We start from the raw sequence: 17,795 nt of genomic DNA on the forward strand, positions 1-17,795 counted from the left end.
ATATAAAAGGTCTGCTAGATTTGAGAGCTTGCATCCACTCCGGATGCAGGCTCTTTTTTTATTGCTGATCTATTGTCAGCCTGAGTATAAAGCCGGATTCAAGAAATATCCTTTTGCTGGTATAATAGATTTGGATTTTATTAGAATTATTTGAGTCATTAAGAACAGGAATAAGTAGAAGGAGAGAGTATGCTGCCGTCAAGATCAGAGAAGCATTCGGCTGCGAAAAAAGAGAAACAGCGCAGAAGAAGCAAAATGTGGGTTACATTGAACGTTGTCCTTATTTTATGTATCGCAGGTATTATCATATATTTTAATTCAGTAGGGGGTCTGACAGGTCCTGCAGAAGCTCCGGACGTATCCTTATCCAGTAGTGAAGAGAACCAGGATGAGCAGGAGTCGAATGAGACAGGGAATACAGCAGAGGTTTACAACAGAGAGAGGGACTCATCTGAATCCGAAGAGGATAACTCGAACCCTTCATCAACGGAAGATGAAGATCAGAATCCGAACCAAGCTTCAGAGGATACGACTTCTTCCGCCTCCGAGGAAGCTGAAGAGCAACCAGACCCGAAGAATGGCGAAGGTAATTCTGCCGATAAGTCCGCTGAACCTGCGGATGGAGAGCGGGTCGTTATGAGCTTTGCGGGTGATGTGCAGTTCTCGGGCAAGGTCGAGGAATTGCTTGAGAGAGAAGGCTTTGATTATCCATACCGTCATCTAGGCACTCTTTTTCAGAACGACGATCTTACGTTTATCAATCTGGAAACACCGGTGACGACAGGGGGAGAGGCCGCACTTGGCAAATCCTATGTGTACAAATCCTCGCCAAAAGCGCTTGAAGCGATGACGGAAGCGGGAGTGGACATCGTTAATCTCGCGAACAATCATATATTGGATCAAGGGCAGGCAGGACTTGAGGATACGCTCCAGTATTTAAGGGATTATCAAATAAAATATGTTGGTGCTGGCTTGGATCGCAAGAATGCTTATGCCCCGGTCTATTATGAGATCAAGGGAATGCGGATTGCATTGCTCGGCTTCACTAGAGTTATTCCTGAAGCAAGCTGGCGAGCTGAATCAGGAAAACCGGGCGTTGCAGATGCATATGATAGTACAGATGCTGTTAAGGCGATTGGGCAAGCGAGAAAAGAGGCTGACCTCGTCGTTGTCATGTCTCATTGGGGCGAGGAACGTCAGACGATGGCAAACGATCTCCAAACACAGCTGGGACGTGAATTTGTTGATGCAGGTGCAGACCTGGTCATTGGCGGACACCCTCACGTATTGCAGGGACTGGAATCCTATAAGGGGAAATGGATTGCTTACAGTACAGGCAATTTCATTTTCTCAAGATCCACAAATGAGGAAACGTGGAGAACTGCCGTATTCCAGGCGAGCTGCCAGAAGAATGGAGACTGCACGATGAAGGCTATTCCTTATCATGCCGAGCTGGGGCAGCCGGTCCCTATGGAGAATAAGGAAGGGGCTGCTCTTATGAAAGAGCTGGAGCTCAGATCGTTTGACGTGAAGGTAGGAGCAGATGGCTCCATATCGGCAGCAGATTAAATTATTGGTGTAAGGAGATGGAGATGAACAATCCTTGTGTAGCACACCGTGGTTATTCCTCACTTGCTCCGGAGAATACGATGGCTGCCTTTGGGCTTGCAATGGAGCAGCCGCAGGTCCAATGGATTGAGCTGGATGTTCAGCTATCCCGGGACGGCTATCCTGTTGTCATCCATGATTATCGGCTAGAGCGAACGACAAATGGCAAAGGGTTTGTGAAGGACATGACCTTGCACGAGCTTAAACAGCTAGATGCAGGCAGCTGGAAGTCAAAGAAATACGCGGGTGAACGAATTCCAACCCTGGCTGAAGTGCTGGAGCAGACAAGGGGGAAGGTCAAGCTGAACATTGAGCTCAAGACGACAGGGGATATGTATCCTCACTTGCCTGCAGCCGTGCTCAGAGAACTGTTTGGCAGATGGAATGAAGAGGATTACGTGATAACTTCATTTGACCGCAGATCCCTTGTTAAAGTAAAGTTAATTCATCGGTTTGCTCGAACAGGACTCATCATTAACGCATATCCGCCGGATCTAGTACGTCAGCTTAGTGAGCTTAGATGCGATCTGCTCTCTATAGGATATCCACATGTGAATAAGCAGCTCATGAATGACATGAGAAAAAAAGGAATTGATGTCATGGCATGGACCGTAGATTCATCCAGAATTATGCGTAACTTGGCAGCAATAGATCAGGACATTATGATGTGTACGAACAATCCGGATTTATGGCAAAAGGCTTTTGCAAAAAAAGCAATGAAATGGTTTAAAGCTTAAATTAGACATTAGTGCGAAAGGATTACGATGAAGATGAACTCACAGATCAGAAATGTCTATTGTGTTGGCCGCAACTATCGCCTGCACGCTGAAGAACTAGGGAATGCAGTACCTGATGAACCTATGATATTTATGAAGCCCTCTCATGCGGTAGTTCTGATGGAAGGTCAAGAGCTTACACTTCCGGAGGGCCGCGGAGAGATCCATTATGAGGCAGAGCTGGTCGTGAGAATCGGGGCAGACCATACTCCTGGTATGAATGTTGATGAAGTCATCGATGCGTATGCTTTTGGAATTGACTTTACACTGCGTGATGTACAGTCTGTGATCAAACAAAAAGGTCATCCATGGACAGCGGCAAAGGGATTTAAAAATTCAGCTCCCATATCCGAATTTGAATCTCTTCAATCTCTTCAGTCTTTATCCGATTCCGAATTTACACTGAATAAGAATGGGAAAGAAGTGCAGCGCGGAAACATTCGCGACATGATATTTACCATTCAAAACATAGTGGATTATGTATCCGAGCATTATGGATTAGGGCCGGGAGATATTATATTTACAGGAACTCCGGCTGGTGTCGGTCCTGTTGAGCCAGGAGATCGACTGGAATTGACCTGGGCAAATGAAGCTAAGGGAGCTGTAATCGTCCGTTATTAATGCACGTTATCGAACGATTTAACAATTAATTGTGTTATCCTTGTGAAAAGTTATGGACACGCTTATCTATTCCTACTAAGGGATTGTATATGACGTGTCTTTTTTGTCTGGCTGCACATGTTATACTATATTTAAAATAACTATAGAATCAGGAGACGGCAGATGGATTGGATTATTGGAACGCTGTGTGCATTCCTTATCGCCGGTGCTGCATATTACAAGAAGTCGCTCACTTTATCAGGCAGCATAGCTGCGGTTATAATGGGTGCCGTGTATTATGGGGCAGGCGATCTCATGTGGTTTGGAACGCTGCTTCTCTTCTTCATAACGTCCACGGTACTATCCAAGTACAAGAAGCGGGAGAAGCAGGAGCTCGAGCAATCGTATGCTAAGACAGGAAATCGGGATGCAGGTCAAGTGCTTGCGAACGGCGGGCTTGGTATGGTGCTGGTTCTGCTGCACGCCATATTTCCCCATCCGGTTTGGATATATGCCTTCATCGGCATTATGGCGACCGTTACTGCAGATACCTGGGCAACGGAGATTGGCAGCTTAAGCTCCAAGCCCCCTCGTTCAGTAAGAACATGGAAGGTCATTCCTCCGGGGTCATCGGGTGGTGTCACCGTAACGGGGAATGCAGCTGCAGCTGCTGGAGCCTTAATGATTGGCGGATTTGCTTATCTGTTTCTGGAATTAAGCTCTGAAGCTGAGGGTGCATTGACTGCATTTATCGCATTTGCAATCATTGGAGCGATATCCGGCTTCATTGGAGCGTATGCCGATTCTCTGATGGGAGCGACCATTCAGCGCATGTATCACTGTACTGTCTGTGGCAAGGATGTGGAAGTTCATCATCATTGCGGACAGAATACAGTACGGGGCAAGGGACTTCATTGGATGAGTAATGATCTGGTTAATCTGTTCAGCTCACTCATCGGTGGCGGCATCGCCATCCTGCTGGGATTGTTATTACTATAAGTTCCCTCAGGCTCAAGTTGTAATTTGTATATAATCGAATCAATAGGTAGTATGAGACTGATTCAATCCATAGAAAAGAGTAGGGACATAAACATATGAATATAATGACAGTTGAGAATATATCTAAAAGCTATGGAGAGAAAATTCTCTTCAAGGATGCATCCTTCGGAATGAGTGATCAGGACAAGATCGGAATTGTAGGCGTTAATGGCACAGGTAAATCAACCTTTCTTCGCGTTATTGCGGGTCTTGAACAGCCGGATGAAGGAAATATTGCGATCGGTAATCAAGTAAGGGTTCAAATGCTTGCGCAAAACCCTGAGTTTGATCCAGACATGACGGTGCTGCAGCAGGTGTTTCAAGGGGATACACCTCAAATGCAGGCCGTTCGTGATTATATGGAAACGATGGAGCTGCTCGCGCTCAAGCCAAGCGATGAAGCTCTTCTTCAGCGGCTTACGAAGCAGAGTGAGCAAATGGAAGCCTATGATGCTTGGCAGCTTGAGAGTGAGGCGAAGACCATTCTGTCCAAGCTGGGGATTACGCAGTATGATGCGAGAATGGACTCATTATCTGGTGGACAGCGCAAAAGAGTAGCTCTGGCAGCGGCACTTATCCATCCTTCAGATCTGCTTATTCTGGATGAGCCTACGAACCATATTGATAATGATTCAGTGGTATGGCTCGAGCAGTACTTGCAGAAGCGCCGCGGTGCACTGCTCATGATTACGCATGACCGTTACTTCCTGGATCGTGTGGCCAATGTCATGCTGGAGCTGGATTATGGCCGTTTGTTTCGTTATGAAGCAAATTATACCCGATTTCTTGAGCTCAAAGCAGAGCGTGAAGACAGAGAAGCGGCTTCCGAGCAGAAGCGCCAGAATTTACTGCGGAATGAGCTGGCATGGATCCGCAGAGGAGCGAAGGCAAGAACGACGAAGCAGAAGGCAAGAATCGACCGGTTTGAACAGTTAAAAGATCAAGAGGGTGTACAGCGTTCAGGTCATCTGGAGATGTCTGTAGCATCAACCCGGCTCGGCAAGAAAATTCTAGAAATTGAAGGCTTGACCAAGCGTACAGAGCACAAAAAACTCGTAGATAACCTTAGCTATATTGCGGTGCCGGGGGACCGTGTTGGCATTGTGGGACCGAACGGAACCGGTAAATCTACGCTCTTGAATATGATTGCAGGTGGAATTCAGCCGGATGCAGGTGAGATCATCGTTGGGCCTACCGTCAAGCTGGGCTATTTCACACAAGAACATCAGGAGATGGATGAGAATCTGAGGGTCATCGAATACATCAAAGAGGAAGCAGAAGTGATCCGAACCGGGGAAGGGGAGACGATTACTGCTGCACAGATGCTGGAACGGTTTCTATTCCCTCCTGCAGCTCAGTGGACTTACATTTCAAGATTATCCGGAGGGGAGAAGCGCCGGCTGTATCTGCTCCGTGTGTTAATGTCTGCGCCTAACGTTCTGCTCTTGGATGAGCCGACGAATGATCTGGATATCCAAACACTAAGTGTTCTTGAGGGATATCTGGATGATTTTCCAGGCGTCGTATTTGTGGTATCCCATGACCGCTATTTCCTAGACAGGACAGTAGACAAAGTGCTTGCTTTCGAAGGAGAAGGTCAGGTGCGCGTGCATGTAGGGAACTATTCAGAATATGCCGAGTGGCTGTCTAAAAACGTACAAATTCAGCAAAAGCCGATTGGCAAAAAGGAAGAGATAGTGAAGCCCGATTCTTCTTCGTCAGCTGCACCAGAGCCTCCTAAAGTGAAGCTGAAATTCAGCTTCAAGGAACAGCGTGAATATGAACTCATTGACAGCCAAATTGAGGAGACTGAAAGTAAGCTTGAGAGGATTACTACACAGATGGAGGAAGCATTCAGTGATGCTTCCAGGCTTCAGGAGCTTATGAAAGAGCAGGCCGAAACAGAGGAGCATCTTGAATACTTGATGGAACGCTGGACTTATCTTAATGAGCTTGCGGAGCAAATTGAGCTTAGCAAGAAGTAAACGACGGATATTGAACAGGAGGAGTCTATGTATCAGGAAGTGAATGAGCGACTGGCATTTCTGAAGGAAAAGGGAAGGCTCTTGTCTAAATGGAACTCCAGGCTTGACCATTTGAGAGAACTTGAGCAGCAAAAAGAAGAGCTGGTGGCAGAACGCAAAACGCATCTGGCTGAAGAACAAAAGGATGTGGATGCGCTGACACGCACTTCCATTGCTTCTGTATTCTACAGCATCGTTGGTAAAAAAGAGCAAAGGCTGGAAAAGGAAGAGGCTGAGCTTCTTGAGAGCAAAGGTCTGTATGACGAAGCGGTTCATGCCTTGAACGACATTCGTCAGCAAATGAAAGGCGTAGACGAAGAGCTGGCCGCATTGTCAGAATGGCAGAACTGGGAGCGGGAATATGAGCAGCTAATGAGAGAGAAGCAGGATACCCTGCTGGATTCCTCTCCATTCATTCTAACCTCGCTAGAGCACGAAGCTAAGCTGAAGGGCCAGATCAAAGAGGTTGATGAAGCAGAGAGGGCAGGACATAGAGTGCTGCATAGTCTTCATGAGGCTGAGGAAGCACTGCGTTCCGCAGGAAATTGGGGAACCTATGATATGCTCGGCGGGGGAGCAATCTCGACTTATATTAAGCATAGTCGTGTGGATGATGCTGAATCTCATGTGCATTCTGCACAATATCATTTGCGTGAGTTTCAGGAAGAGCTGAGAGATGTAGATCTATCCATTCAAGGTCAGTTAAAGATTGACGGTATGCTGAGCTTTGCTGATTATTTTCTGGATGGCTTCTTCACGGATTGGCTGGTACAAAATAAAATTAATGAAGGTAAAGAGCAGGTTGGCCGTGGTGTGGCGGAGGTTGAACGTGTCCTGTCGTCTCTATCGTCCACAAGAGACAGTCTTAAGCTTGAGCTTGATAAGTTACAGCAGGAGCGAAGAAGCTTTGTAGAAGAGGCTGAATAGAAGGCAGCTGCTGGTGATGAGCCGTTTAGTTATATGAAGAAGGACTCGCCGTTATAGACCCAAGACAGGTCTATCGGCGAGTCCTTTTATTTTTACAAATCAATCTATAGGTGCTGGTCTAACGAAATTAGCTGGTAATGTAGGCTCCAAGCAATCGGGCCGTATTGAGAACAGCCTGTTTGTGTGTTCTCTCCATCGCATGGGAAGCATGTACTCCTGGACCAACGAGAGCTGCTCGAATATTGTTGCCTCCGCGCAGTGCAGCAGACGCATCGGAACCATAGTGAGGATAAATATCCACTGCATATGGGATGTCGGCACTCTTAGCCAGCTCGATCAGACGAGTTGTCATTTCATAATCATAAGGACCGGAGGAGTCCTTCGCACAGATGGATACATCGGTCTCCTTACAGCTTAGATCGTCACCCATGGCACCCATGTCAACCGCGATCATCTCATCGATATCCGAAGGGATATAAGCCGTTCCATGTCCGACTTCTTCGTAGTTACTGATCAGCAGCTTGACCTGATGCCTTGGCTTCCAGCCGTCACGCTGTGCCGATTCCAGAAGGGCGAACAAGGCTGCGATGCTGGCTTTATCATCGAGATGCCGGGATTTGATATAACCGCTGGTAGTGAATTCTGCACGAGGATTAAACGAGATGAAATCACCTACTGCAATACCGAGCCCAAGAACATCCTGTTTGTTCTCGACCCGCTCATCGATCCGAACTTCCATTACGCTCTCTTCACGTTTGAAATCTCTTGCTCCACTGTACACGTGTACGGAGGGCTGTGTAGACATAATCGTACCGGTGTATACCTTGCCACTGCGAGTATGGATCTGGCAGTATTCATTCTCGATGGATTGCATCATGAAGCCTCCAATTGAAGTCAGCTTCAATGTGCCGTGATTTGTGACCGAGCGGACCATGGCGCCTAGCGTGTCTACATGTGCACTTAGCGCAATGGTACGACTGTTATCTTCGCCTGGCATGGAGATGATGAGTCCTCCCTTGGCATTCCGTTCATAAGCGGCATCAAGACTTTTGGCTTCGGCTTCAATTAGCTCCATGATGTGGTGAGTATAGCCGCTTGGACTAGGTGTCTCCAGCAGCTTTTTTAACAAGTCCATTGAGTATTGCTCATTTATTTGAATCGTCATCGTCCGAGATCTCTCCTTCATGTTTACATAATCAAATCCCTTGCCGATATTGGCAAGGGATCATTGAAATTGAAGCTTTATTTAGTAAGCTGCTCCATTTGCGATATAACATCTTCGAACACAGCCATAGCTTCACGGATCGGCTCTGGAGAGGACATATCCACCCCGGCCTTCTCCAGAATATTGATCGAATAGTCACTGCCGCCGCTCTTCAGGAAGCCAAGATAGCGATCAACAGCCGGCTCGCCTTCTTCGAGGATCTGCTTCGCAAAGCTGGTCGCTGCCGAGAAGCCGGTTGCGTATTTATAAACATAGAAGCTGGTATAGAAGTGAGGAATACGAGCCCATTCCATCTCAATATCCTGATCCACAACCATTCCTTCACCATGGTACTTTTTGTTCAGATCATAGTATATTTCAGACAGCAGCTGAGGAGTCAGAGATTCCCCTTGTTCTGCCCGCTCATGAATGATCTTCTCAAATTCCGCAAACATCGTTTGGCGGAACACCGTAGTGCGGAATTGATCCGCATAATAGGTCAGCAGATACAGCTTCTCTTTGGGGTCTGTTGATTTGTTAAGCAGATAATCCATGAGCAAGGCCTCGTTTGTTGTAGAAGCGACCTCTGCAAGGAAGATCGTGTATTGTGCATCTCTGTATTTCAGAGCTTTGTCTGAGAAATACGAGTGGAGCGCATGACCCATCTCATGTGTCAGTGTGAACATGCTGTTCAGATTATCCTTATGGTTCAGCAGCACGTAAGGGTGAGTGCCGTAAGCGCCCCAGCTATATGCACCTGTACGCTTGTTCTCATTCTCGTACACGTCGATCCAGCCATTGTCATAGCCTTCCTGAAGCGCAGTCAAGTACTCTTCACCAAGCGGCTTTAGACTTTCTTTAACTGTCTTCTTGGCTTCATCATATGTGATGTCCATCTTGTATTCCTCTACCAGTGGTGCGAACAGATCATACATATGGAGATCGTCGGTACCCAGCAGCTTTTTGCGCAAATTCATATAACGATGCAGCAAAGGCAGACTTTCATGAATGGTATCGATCAGGTTCGTATACACTTCCTTCGGAATGTTGTCCCCATAGAGAGACATTTCCATGACGGAAGGGTATTTGCGTACTGTGGAATAGAAAATGTTTTTGTTTACATTCGCATTCAGTGTAGCGGCAATCGTATTCTTGTTCTTGGCGTAGGTGTTGTACACAGCCTTGAATGCACGCTCCCGGACTTCCCGATTCGGGCTCTCTAGAAACTGAATGTAGCTGCCGTGAGTGAGATCCACTTCGTTGCCGTTCTCATCCTTGATCTTCGGAAATTTCATATCTGCATTGTTCAGCATACCAAAGATCGTTTGCGGTGCCTGAGACAGATTGCCGACTTGGGCAAGCAGTGCTTCCTCTGTCTTGGAGAGAACATGCGCCTTCTCACGTTTCATTTCCACGAGTGTGAATTTAAATGGCTTGAGCGTTGGACTGGCAATGAGCGCGTCTAGCTTATCCTCAGGCAATGCCAGAATTTCCGGCACGACAAACGATAGGGACTCACTGACCCCAACGCTTAATTTTTTTGCTTTTTGCAGAAGGGATTGGTATGTAGGATCGGCTGTATCTTCATCATGATGCATATGAGCGTAAACGTACAAGCGCTCAGTCTTAAGTGAAATGTCATCCTCCAGCTCAAAGCAGGACTTTATGCTGTTCTCGTTGTCCAGCTTACCTTGATATTCACCAGCCTGCTGAGCCAGCGTTTTGACTTCTTCATATTCCTTGTCCCAGGCAGCTTGACTCTCGAAAATATCACTTAGTTTCCACTGGTTCTCTACAGGTACTTCACTGCGTTTTAACACTTTACTCATATTCATCCTCCTTTGATGATTATACGATAACGACAGTTCAGGTCGGTCAGTCTGTGCATATGCTGAAGCGGTCTGAGACAGGATGCATGCAGCAATGACAGCAATGGAGATGGTTCTTCTCGCATTCACTAGAGCGTATCCTCCTTATAATTAAGGCACTAACGCTTAGTATGACCGACATTATACTGAAATATTTGAAAGGGAGCATTAGTATATGGCTAATACTGAAATTCTAAGGTTCAGATCTTTAGCTCCCGAGTGATACCATGCTGTATAGAATCAGGATAAAAGCGAGCACGACCATGATCAGGGCCGCGATGGCAAGCGGTCGTCGCAGCTTATCGGGTATGCTGTCTCTCTTCGTGATAATGACAAAGCCCAGCAAGAAGGCGGCAACAATAAAAATGACATAGCTCATGCCAACATTCATTTATAGTTACACCTCTTTGAAGGCTTTCATAATCTCGGTCCATTCTTCTTCATTATCTTTATAGTTCTCCTTCGGAAAACGGTTCTCAGCCCATTGCATAAGTGCGGGTCTGCTCATAAAGGTATGAGTCTCCTCGCCCCATTGATCTGAGATTTCACGAAGAACGAGATAACGTCCCTGAACCTCTACAGTCATCATATTCCACTTGTCTTTTTTGTATATTTGATGTTTTTTAATCATGTGCATTTCTCCAATTTGCGGTTTTGGTAAAATGATACCTTACCCTTGATGCCAAAGCAAATTATTTTACGGAAACCGAAAAAGTTTAATTGCAAAGTAAAAATCAATAAAGTATAATGTAGATATTCGCCATAGATGGCGGCATTTTTAGGAGGTTGTTCATTTGAAAGGTACAGTTAAATGGTTTAACGCAGAAAAAGGTTATGGCTTCATTCAAGTAGAAGGCGGAGACGATGTATTCGTTCACTTCTCAGCAATCCAAGGTGACGGTTTCAAAACTTTGGAAGAAGGTCAAGCGGTAGAATTCGAAATCACTGAAGGCAACCGTGGTCCTCAAGCAGCTAACGTAATCAAACTGTAAGAAATTGTTCCGGTTACCGGATTTCTTATACAAGTTTGTATGAAAGCGAAAATTGAGAGCACAGTTCCCCACTTGGGGGACTGTGCTTTTTTGGTGATTTCTGTGATTTTATTCACACAATCTTCACATCTATGTGATTAAGCATCTATGGATTTGTTCGATGATGACTTTGATTGTAAGCTGGGCTCGCGATTCGTTTTGCGTATAACCATCCATACGATCAGCAGCTCTGCAAGCAGGCCGGTAGATTGAGCGACAGCGCCTATAACTCCGTTTAATCCTGGAGAAGCAAGGACGAGGATAACGAGCACAATGGTTGTGCAGATGGCATTGGCTGTCTGGGAGCGGAACATGGTCTTGGTTTGTCCCCGCAGGAGGATGAGTCCATTACTGTAATCGAGGAATGGTGTAATGAGAGTGAACAAAATAAAGGCCTGCAAAGTACGCAAGCTCTCCTCAAGCAGTTCTCCGTGAACATTCATTGCATGTTCAAGAAACCAAGGACCCAGAGGGGTGTAAGCTACCGTCAATGTTAAGAGAAACGGAATGAATCCCATGGTAAGGGCAAACTGATTTACTTTCTTAGGATATTCAGTGTAGAAATTCAGTACGATCTGATGAATATAGGTGAAGAAGCTCAGCATGAGCTGCATGATGCTCCCCGCAATAGCGAATGAGGAGATAGCTAGAGCAATGCCTTCGGTTTTTCCAAGCATGATATTGATGATAGGGCCTATAAACATAGCGACAAGACTGGATAAGAGCAGCGGCTTATAGAAGTAGAATACCTGCCCCTTCGTCTTGATGTGATGCTCTTCTATTTGTTCCGGCATGTGCTGTACTATTTTACGTCCTTCCAGATAGCTGACTGCGGCTTCGATAAGCATACCTGCTGCAAAAATAATCGCACCCACCGTACCGCTGGTTACGGAATCACTCCATATAAAGTACAGAGATAATGAATACATGCCAGCCAGCCGAATTATCATTCCGATCGTCAGCCATTTGGTCTTGTTGTTTGTAATAATAACGCCCTGATAGATATTGCGTATGACAGAGAAGATGCTGACAAACATAAGAATTTGATAGACCTGGATAACCGGTTTAAGCAAAGTTTCATCCACACCGAACAAGTACTTAAAGATCGATGTCCCAATAGGGGTGTATACGATGGCTCCGCCGAGCAGCAGCACAGCTGCAAGAAAGATTTTGGTCACATAAATGAGGGCTTGAAAAGAAAGCCGGTCCCTGACCAGAGCAGAGCATGTTTGGCGCAATAGGGTAGAGGGCCGTTCGGTAACTGCGAGCAGGCTTCCTGCCAGTGCATAACTTGCGATGACGACCTCGGCTTGGTCGGATCTCGCTAGTGTGCTGTTAATAATGACATGAGAGATGGTCACAAGAGAGGCAGATATGCCTAGAGGGATGAAGAAAGTGAGCAGTCTTCTCCACGACAGAGGTTCATCAGATGACATGAGGTGTAAACTCCTTTTTACATTGAAATATGGAAATTATATCATAAATAGTCACCGCAACAACCTTATTTTGCCGAGTTCCTGATGAATAAGTTATACGCTTTCATATATAGCTTAGGGAGTGGTATGGATTTTGAGACCTATTGTTTCTAAAAAATGTATTCGCTTTATATGGTAATATGGACTTTTTCCTATCGTTTATTTGTACAAATTCACATGTCATATTATAATAATAGTGGTTTGAACAGGTATGAATATGTAGATAACATAGTGGAGGCACCGTTATTTGATTAAACAAAAACAACATAATCGCAATGTTCCACGGGGGCCCATCGGATTGATGAATCGGGTGTATAAATATATACTGCCTGAAGCAAGAAAAGAGCTTAAACTAATAAAGACGAGAGCAGAACAAATTCCTGACCAGGAGCTTAGAACCCAGGCGCTTGCCAGCATAGCAAGCAAACAGTTCCACTGTGAGGGCGGCTCCATTTATGCAGCTGTTAACTTGCCGATGCGGAATGTGCTCATTCCTCTTATTGTTTCTTATCAGACGATTAGTGACTACCTGGACAACTTATGTGATCGGAGCACTTCCATGGATGAAGGAGACTTCAGGCTGTTACATAAATCAATGCTTGATGCAGTGAATCCTCAAGCAGAGCTGTCGAACTATTACGCTCTGCGTGAGGAACAGGAAGATGAAGGATATTTGCATAGCCTGGTACTTACCTGCCAATCCTGCATAAAGAAGCTGCCAGGCTACGATCAGGCACAATCGTATGTAACGGACCTAGCCGGTCTGTATGTCGATCTGCAGGTGTACAAGCACATTCATCCCGAGCTTCGCGAGAAAGCGCTGCTTGAATGGTGGGAGCTTCACAAGCACCGCACACCTGAGCTGAACTGGAATGAATTCGCAGCAGCTACGGGTTCCACACTGGGAGTATTCATGCTATTCCTTGCTGCTTCAGACCCGCATCTTGATGATGATGGAGCTTCCTCCATACATGCTTCTTATTTTCCGCATGTGACGGGACTGCACATCATGCTGGATTATTTGATTGATCAGGAAGAAGACAGGCAGGGCGGTGATTTGAACTTTTGTAATTATTACGAAAGTGAGAATGAGATGATGGAGCGTTTTGCCTATATCGTGGATAAGGCGCAGGAGGATGTTTCAGTTATCCCTGCAAGTTCTTTTCATCGAATGATCATAGAAGGGCTGCTGGCCCTGTACTTATCTGATCCTAAAGTCAGTGAGCAGCAGGAAGTTCGTTCCGTATCCAAAAGATTGCTGAAGAACAGCCCTGTCACAAGGCGCTTTTTTCTAGCCAATTCCAAATGGATTCGTAAACATATGTATTGAGAATTAAGAGGAGGAAGTCATCAATGACAGCAGTCAAAAGAATCGCAGTATTGACAAGTGGAGGAGACTCGCAAGGGATGAACGCGGCCGTTCGTGCTGTTGTTCGCAGCGGTCTGTATTTCGGTTTGGAGGTTTTTGGTGTCCAGCGTGGTTATCAGGGCCTGCTGAACAATGACATTTTCCCGATGGATCTGCGCAGTGTAGGGGATATCATCCAGCGTGGGGGAACCGTTCTTCAATCCGCTCGCTGCAAGGAGTTTATGACGCTTGAAGGGCAGCAGAAGGGTGCGGATGTTTTGCGCTCGCGCGGTATTGACGGTCTCGTAGTAATCGGTGGTGACGGCTCTTATCAAGGTGCTAACAAGCTGAGTAAGCTGGGTATCAAAACAATGGGGCTGCCAGGTACGATCGACAATGATATCTCGTTTACTGACTACACGATTGGTTTCGATACAGCCGTCAGCGTTGTAGTAGATGCAGTGAACAAGCTGCGTGATACGATGACTTCTCATGAACGCTCCTCCATTGTTGAGGTTATGGGACGTCATTGCGGTGATATTGCGCTGCATGCAGGACTTGCTTCGGGTGCGGAAACCATCCTAGTACCTGAAGTTCCATTCGATATGGATGAGGTTGCTCAGCGTATGCAATCGAATTTTGAGCACGGCAAGCGCCACAGTATCATTATCGTTGCTGAGGGTGTGGGTAAGGGTGAGGATGTGGCCAAAGAGATTATGGCTCGCTGCCCATCTTACGAGCCGCGTGTTACGGTGCTTGGACACATTCAGCGCGGTGGTACGCCGACGCCGTTTGACCGCAACCTTGCAAGCAAATTAGGTGACTTTGCTGTACGCAAGCTGATTGAGGGAGAATCGGACAAAGCTTGTGGTATTATTAATAATCAATTGACGCTTACGGATATTGACCTTGTTGTCAATACGAAGAGCTCTATTGATATGGATATGTATGAGCTAGCGATTCGTCTTTCTCAATAACACATCAATAAAAAAGCTGATTCGAACTACCTCCACAGGTATCAACGAGTCAGCTTTTTTTGATATAAAATTCAAATTTAATGATTCGACGGTGTGCTGAACTTACGCTGAACAGCGATCAGTCTCCACATGAGAGCTGCAGCACCTACCGCGAGACCTGTGATTAATCCGATCCAGTAACCGTAAGGGCCTAATTCTGTATAGGTAGCGGTCAAATATCCGACAGGCAGTCCGATCAGCCAGTAAGCGACTAGTGTTATAAAAAATGCAGGATTAACATCCTTATATCCACGTAAAGCGCCTTGCACCGGCGTCGCCACGGCATCCGATATTTGAAAGAAGATGGCATAAACGAGAAAATGCTGTATTAGTTCAATGACAGTTCGATCGGTAGAATAAATCCCAGCCACTTGTTCGCCAAATACGATTAGAATGACCGCTGTAATGAGTGAGAGTAATACAGCTGATCCGATTCCGATATTGCTGTATGTTCTCGCATCCTTTGCCCGCTGTGCCCCGACTTCATATCCGACAAGTATCGTTAAAGCCATGCTGATGCTCAGGGGGAGCATATATAAGGTTGAGGCGAAATTCAAGGCAGCCTGATGCGCCGCGATCGTATTCGTATCAAATCTGCTCATAAGCAGTGTAACAGCAGAGAAGATTGAAGTTTCAAAAAAGATGGCAAACCCAATGGGTACTCCAATCTGCGTTAATTCTTTCCACTTTTGAATTGAAATCTTGTGTCGTTCACGAAAGATGCCATATTGAGCAAACGGCTCAACCCGATGGACAAAAAAGATAGCAATGATAAAAATAAACCAATACGTGACTGCCGAGGCAATACCCGCACCAATCCCTCCCAACTGAGGAAGACCTAAATTTCCAAAGATGAGCAAATAGTTTAGCAAAATGTTAACGGGTAAGGAGATTAGGGTAATCATCATTGTAATTCGAGTTTGTCCCAAAGCATCCATGTAATTACGGAGTACCGAGTACCCGAATAAGGGAACGATACCGAAGGCCATGGCAGACAGATAGTAGAAGGCCACCTCCTCGACCCTTTGCTCCAAGTTCATGAACTGAAGAATGGGATTCAGTAGAATCATGCCAGCGGCAATGACCACGATTCCGAGGACTCCGGCAAGATACAGCGCTTGTATGACATTGTACCGGACTTTATTTTTCTCCCCACTCCCAACAAGCTGGGAGACAATCGGGGTGATACCCATTAATATACCGCTGAGGCCTGTTTGAATAGGGATCCACAGACTGCTTCCAATGGCTACGCCGGCCAGATCCACAGGGCTAAAATGTCCGGACATGTTCGTGTCAAAGAACGTCATGGCTGATAAAGAAATTTGGGTGATAAGTATCGGAAGCAATATGACGAAGAATTGTTTCCACTTTTGAGCGTTGTTAAGTGTCTGATTCATATGCTGATCTCCAAGCGATGAATTATATTTTACTGATGGCACAAAAAAATATTTTAAAACATAACGATTGATTTGAACAGATTTATTTATGAAGGGTAGAGGGTGAGCATTAAAAAACCGCTCCCCCGGCAGCGATGGCAGCCGAAGAAGCGGTGGTTTTACTTAAAAAGATTATTGAAGATAGGAGTCGTCTTGATGCTCGCAGATGCTGTATTGAATAATTTCCATTGCATCCTCTGCTTCGAGTAATCCGAAACCGTCCCTTAGCACAATGAATGAATTCAGTTCGTTCTGCCGCAGGGTCGGAAGCATTTCCGGATACCATTTCATGACGATTTCTGACAGTTTTACCCTTTCCATTTCCACATTAATCACCCTTTCCCTAACTAAGAATCATTCGAGAAGAATCATTCATTGCCTCGGAAAAGCCAGTTGCCTGTGAAATACCCGGATAAAAAAGGTCCTCATGAGAAGGCTTGCACTTAATAGGAACGACGCACCATTATTATATCACAAAAATAATTAGAATTATACTTGACAAATGATCTAATTTCTTCTGAACGAGCCCATTATTCCTACCGTTTCCACGATGTTGACAAAAGCCTTGGGATCAGTAGCTCTTATGATCTGCTTCACCTCATCGAGCTCGTATTTGGTAGTAACCGTCATGAGCATGTCTTTTTCATGATCCGTAAATGCACCCTGGGTCTTAATCTTGGTGACACCTCTTTGTCTTGGTAACAATTGTTCAAGCATTTTATTTGTCTCATTGGTAACGATAAATAGGGTAACCTTCACATGTCCAATATGAATCAAATCAAGCACCTTACCGGTAATGTAGATGGAGAGCACCGAGATCAGCGCGATATTCCAGTCGTTGTTCAAATAACCGGCGAGCAGAATAATCATTCCGTTCATGACGGCAATGACGGCTCCCACCGGAAAATCACGAAACCTCGTAATTATGGACGCGACGATATCAAGACCGCCGGAAGAGCCGCCGGCACGAAATGCAAGTCCTGTTCCAGCGCCGATAAGTACACCTCCGAACACAGCAGAAGTCAGCTGGTCATGAGCAATTGCAGTCACGGGCAGAACATTCAGCATCCAGGTCGTAGCAATAACGTTTATAATGCTGAAGCTGATAAATCTGCGGCCCAGCAAGAACCACCCTGCAATGAGCAGTGGAATGTTGAATACGAAATACATGACATTAAAGTTAAGCGGAGTAAAATATCCGATGAGCATGGATATACCTGATATTCCTCCGCTAAGCAGCTCATGTGGCAGCAGAAACAGGTTGAATCCTGCTGCAATAATAGCGCCGCCTAGAAATACGATTAGCGATTTTGTAGTTAATTTTAGCACCAATTTCACCTCAGAAGTATCATACTATATTGATTACTGGTAATTGTAAATTGTTTTGTGATATAATATTTTGTGGATGTTCTTGAGTAGATCGCCTTTTTTCGAAAAAAGCATG

Annotated in this window: 17 protein-coding genes; 9 read left to right on the forward strand and 8 right to left on the reverse strand. The window is 45.6% G+C overall.

Annotation, left to right across the window (positions count from 1 at the left end; all coding sequences use genetic code 11):
- Positions 1-189 precede the first annotated feature (189 nt).
- The 6 genes from PUW25_RS08675 (at position 190) to PUW25_RS08700 (ending at position 6,973) form a co-directional block, all read left to right on the forward strand.
- Complete coding sequence (locus tag PUW25_RS08675) at positions 190-1,569, forward strand: CapA family protein (protein ID WP_047909870.1); 1,380 nt, start codon at positions 190-192, stop codon at positions 1,567-1,569.
- A gap of 23 nt (positions 1,570-1,592) precedes the next feature.
- The gene (locus PUW25_RS08680; RefSeq protein WP_047909869.1) at positions 1,593-2,345 is read left to right on the forward strand and encodes a glycerophosphodiester phosphodiesterase; all 753 of its coding nucleotides are present in this window, start codon (positions 1,593-1,595) and stop codon (positions 2,343-2,345) included.
- A gap of 33 nt (positions 2,346-2,378) precedes the next feature.
- A complete protein-coding gene (locus PUW25_RS08685; protein WP_047909868.1) occupies positions 2,379-3,005 on the forward strand; it encodes a fumarylacetoacetate hydrolase family protein in 627 nt (208 codons plus the stop codon).
- A 162-nt stretch (positions 3,006-3,167) separates the two neighbouring features.
- A complete protein-coding gene (locus PUW25_RS08690) occupies positions 3,168-3,983 on the forward strand; it encodes a DUF92 domain-containing protein (RefSeq protein WP_047909867.1) in 816 nt (271 codons plus the stop codon).
- Positions 3,984-4,078: 95 nt separating this feature from the next.
- Complete coding sequence (locus PUW25_RS08695; protein ID WP_047909866.1) at positions 4,079-6,007, forward strand: ABC-F family ATP-binding cassette domain-containing protein; 1,929 nt, start codon at positions 4,079-4,081, stop codon at positions 6,005-6,007.
- A 27-nt stretch (positions 6,008-6,034) separates the two neighbouring features.
- The gene (locus PUW25_RS08700) at positions 6,035-6,973 is read left to right on the forward strand and encodes a hypothetical protein (protein WP_047909865.1); all 939 of its coding nucleotides are present in this window, start codon (positions 6,035-6,037) and stop codon (positions 6,971-6,973) included.
- A 127-nt stretch (positions 6,974-7,100) separates the two neighbouring features.
- Here PUW25_RS08700 and PUW25_RS08705 read toward each other — a convergent pair whose 3' ends face one another.
- The 4 genes from PUW25_RS08705 to PUW25_RS08720 all read right to left on the reverse strand — a co-directional run bounded on the left by PUW25_RS08705 (position 7,101) and on the right by PUW25_RS08720 (position 10,676).
- Positions 7,101-8,138 carry a M42 family metallopeptidase gene (locus PUW25_RS08705; RefSeq protein ID WP_047909864.1) on the reverse strand — a complete coding sequence of 346 codons (1,038 nt, stop codon included), beginning with the start codon at positions 8,136-8,138 and terminating at the stop codon, positions 7,101-7,103.
- Positions 8,139-8,215: 77 nt separating this feature from the next.
- On the reverse strand, positions 8,216-10,006 hold the full coding sequence (gene pepF, locus PUW25_RS08710) for an oligoendopeptidase F (protein WP_047909863.1): 1,791 nt from the start codon (positions 10,004-10,006) through the stop codon (positions 8,216-8,218).
- 247 nt (positions 10,007-10,253) lie between these two features.
- Positions 10,254-10,436 (reverse strand): hypothetical protein, encoded by a 183-nt coding sequence (locus PUW25_RS08715; RefSeq protein WP_052511674.1) that lies wholly within the window; start codon positions 10,434-10,436, stop codon positions 10,254-10,256.
- A 6-nt stretch (positions 10,437-10,442) separates the two neighbouring features.
- Positions 10,443-10,676: a hypothetical protein gene (locus tag PUW25_RS08720; protein WP_047909862.1), complete on the reverse strand. Its 234-nt coding sequence runs from the start codon at positions 10,674-10,676 to the stop codon at positions 10,443-10,445.
- A gap of 163 nt (positions 10,677-10,839) precedes the next feature.
- On the opposite strand from PUW25_RS08720, the gene PUW25_RS08725 reads away from it, so the two are divergent.
- Complete coding sequence (locus tag PUW25_RS08725; RefSeq protein WP_047909861.1) at positions 10,840-11,037, forward strand: cold shock domain-containing protein; 198 nt, start codon at positions 10,840-10,842, stop codon at positions 11,035-11,037.
- Positions 11,038-11,174: 137 nt separating this feature from the next.
- Here the strand turns inward: PUW25_RS08725 and PUW25_RS08730 are convergent, their stop codons facing one another.
- Positions 11,175-12,512 carry a multi antimicrobial extrusion protein MatE gene (locus tag PUW25_RS08730; RefSeq protein WP_047909860.1) on the reverse strand — a complete coding sequence of 446 codons (1,338 nt, stop codon included), beginning with the start codon at positions 12,510-12,512 and terminating at the stop codon, positions 11,175-11,177.
- A 340-nt stretch (positions 12,513-12,852) separates the two neighbouring features.
- Here PUW25_RS08730 and PUW25_RS08735 point away from each other — a divergent pair, with 340 nt between their 5' ends.
- Positions 12,853-13,881, forward strand: a complete 1,029-nt coding sequence (locus tag PUW25_RS08735; RefSeq protein WP_047910220.1) for a tetraprenyl-beta-curcumene synthase family protein — start codon at positions 12,853-12,855, stop codon at positions 13,879-13,881.
- 23 nt (positions 13,882-13,904) lie between these two features.
- Complete coding sequence (pfkA, locus tag PUW25_RS08740) at positions 13,905-14,876, forward strand: 6-phosphofructokinase (RefSeq protein ID WP_047909859.1); 972 nt, start codon at positions 13,905-13,907, stop codon at positions 14,874-14,876.
- Between the two features lie 77 nt (positions 14,877-14,953).
- Here the strand turns inward: pfkA and PUW25_RS08745 are convergent, their stop codons facing one another.
- The 3 genes from PUW25_RS08745 to PUW25_RS08755 all read right to left on the reverse strand — a co-directional run bounded on the left by PUW25_RS08745 (position 14,954) and on the right by PUW25_RS08755 (position 17,680).
- Positions 14,954-16,312, reverse strand: coding sequence for an MATE family efflux transporter (locus PUW25_RS08745; RefSeq protein WP_047909858.1), 1,359 nt, complete (start codon positions 16,310-16,312; stop codon positions 14,954-14,956).
- A 171-nt stretch (positions 16,313-16,483) separates the two neighbouring features.
- Positions 16,484-16,672 (reverse strand): hypothetical protein, encoded by a 189-nt coding sequence (locus PUW25_RS08750; RefSeq protein ID WP_170862358.1) that lies wholly within the window; start codon positions 16,670-16,672, stop codon positions 16,484-16,486.
- Positions 16,673-16,858: 186 nt separating this feature from the next.
- Positions 16,859-17,680 (reverse strand): YitT family protein, encoded by an 822-nt coding sequence (locus tag PUW25_RS08755; protein WP_193745971.1) that lies wholly within the window; start codon positions 17,678-17,680, stop codon positions 16,859-16,861.
- Positions 17,681-17,795: the final 115 nt, after the last annotated feature.

Origin of the sequence: Paenibacillus urinalis (genome assembly GCF_028747985.1) — a bacterium.
Classification (GTDB): domain Bacteria; phylum Bacillota; class Bacilli; order Paenibacillales; family Paenibacillaceae; genus Paenibacillus; species Paenibacillus urinalis.

What these genes read in the sequence shown, in the direction of transcription:
- PUW25_RS08675 (WP_047909870.1), top strand. Translation starts at nt 190, where the DNA reads ATGCTGCCGTCAAGATCAGAGAAGCATTCGGCTGCGAAAAAAGAGAAA.
- PUW25_RS08680 (WP_047909869.1), top strand. Translation starts at nt 1,593, where the DNA reads ATGAACAATCCTTGTGTAGCACACCGTGGTTATTCCTCACTTGCTCCG.
- PUW25_RS08685 (WP_047909868.1), top strand. Translation starts at nt 2,379, where the DNA reads ATGAACTCACAGATCAGAAATGTCTATTGTGTTGGCCGCAACTATCGC.
- PUW25_RS08690 (WP_047909867.1), top strand. Translation starts at nt 3,168, where the DNA reads ATGGATTGGATTATTGGAACGCTGTGTGCATTCCTTATCGCCGGTGCT.
- PUW25_RS08695 (WP_047909866.1), top strand. Translation starts at nt 4,079, where the DNA reads ATGAATATAATGACAGTTGAGAATATATCTAAAAGCTATGGAGAGAAA.
- PUW25_RS08700 (WP_047909865.1), top strand. Translation starts at nt 6,035, where the DNA reads ATGTATCAGGAAGTGAATGAGCGACTGGCATTTCTGAAGGAAAAGGGA.
- PUW25_RS08705 (WP_047909864.1), bottom strand. Translation starts at nt 8,138, where the DNA reads ATGACGATTCAAATAAATGAGCAATACTCAATGGACTTGTTAAAAAAG.
- pepF (WP_047909863.1), bottom strand. Translation starts at nt 10,006, where the DNA reads ATGAGTAAAGTGTTAAAACGCAGTGAAGTACCTGTAGAGAACCAGTGG.
- PUW25_RS08715 (WP_052511674.1), bottom strand. Translation starts at nt 10,436, where the DNA reads ATGAATGTTGGCATGAGCTATGTCATTTTTATTGTTGCCGCCTTCTTG.
- PUW25_RS08720 (WP_047909862.1), bottom strand. Translation starts at nt 10,676, where the DNA reads ATGATTAAAAAACATCAAATATACAAAAAAGACAAGTGGAATATGATG.
- PUW25_RS08730 (WP_047909860.1), bottom strand. Translation starts at nt 12,512, where the DNA reads ATGTCATCTGATGAACCTCTGTCGTGGAGAAGACTGCTCACTTTCTTC.
- PUW25_RS08735 (WP_047910220.1), top strand. Translation starts at nt 12,853, where the DNA reads ATGAATCGGGTGTATAAATATATACTGCCTGAAGCAAGAAAAGAGCTT.
- pfkA (WP_047909859.1), top strand. Translation starts at nt 13,905, where the DNA reads ATGACAGCAGTCAAAAGAATCGCAGTATTGACAAGTGGAGGAGACTCG.
- PUW25_RS08745 (WP_047909858.1), bottom strand. Translation starts at nt 16,312, where the DNA reads ATGAATCAGACACTTAACAACGCTCAAAAGTGGAAACAATTCTTCGTC.
- PUW25_RS08750 (WP_170862358.1), bottom strand. Translation starts at nt 16,672, where the DNA reads ATGGAAAGGGTAAAACTGTCAGAAATCGTCATGAAATGGTATCCGGAA.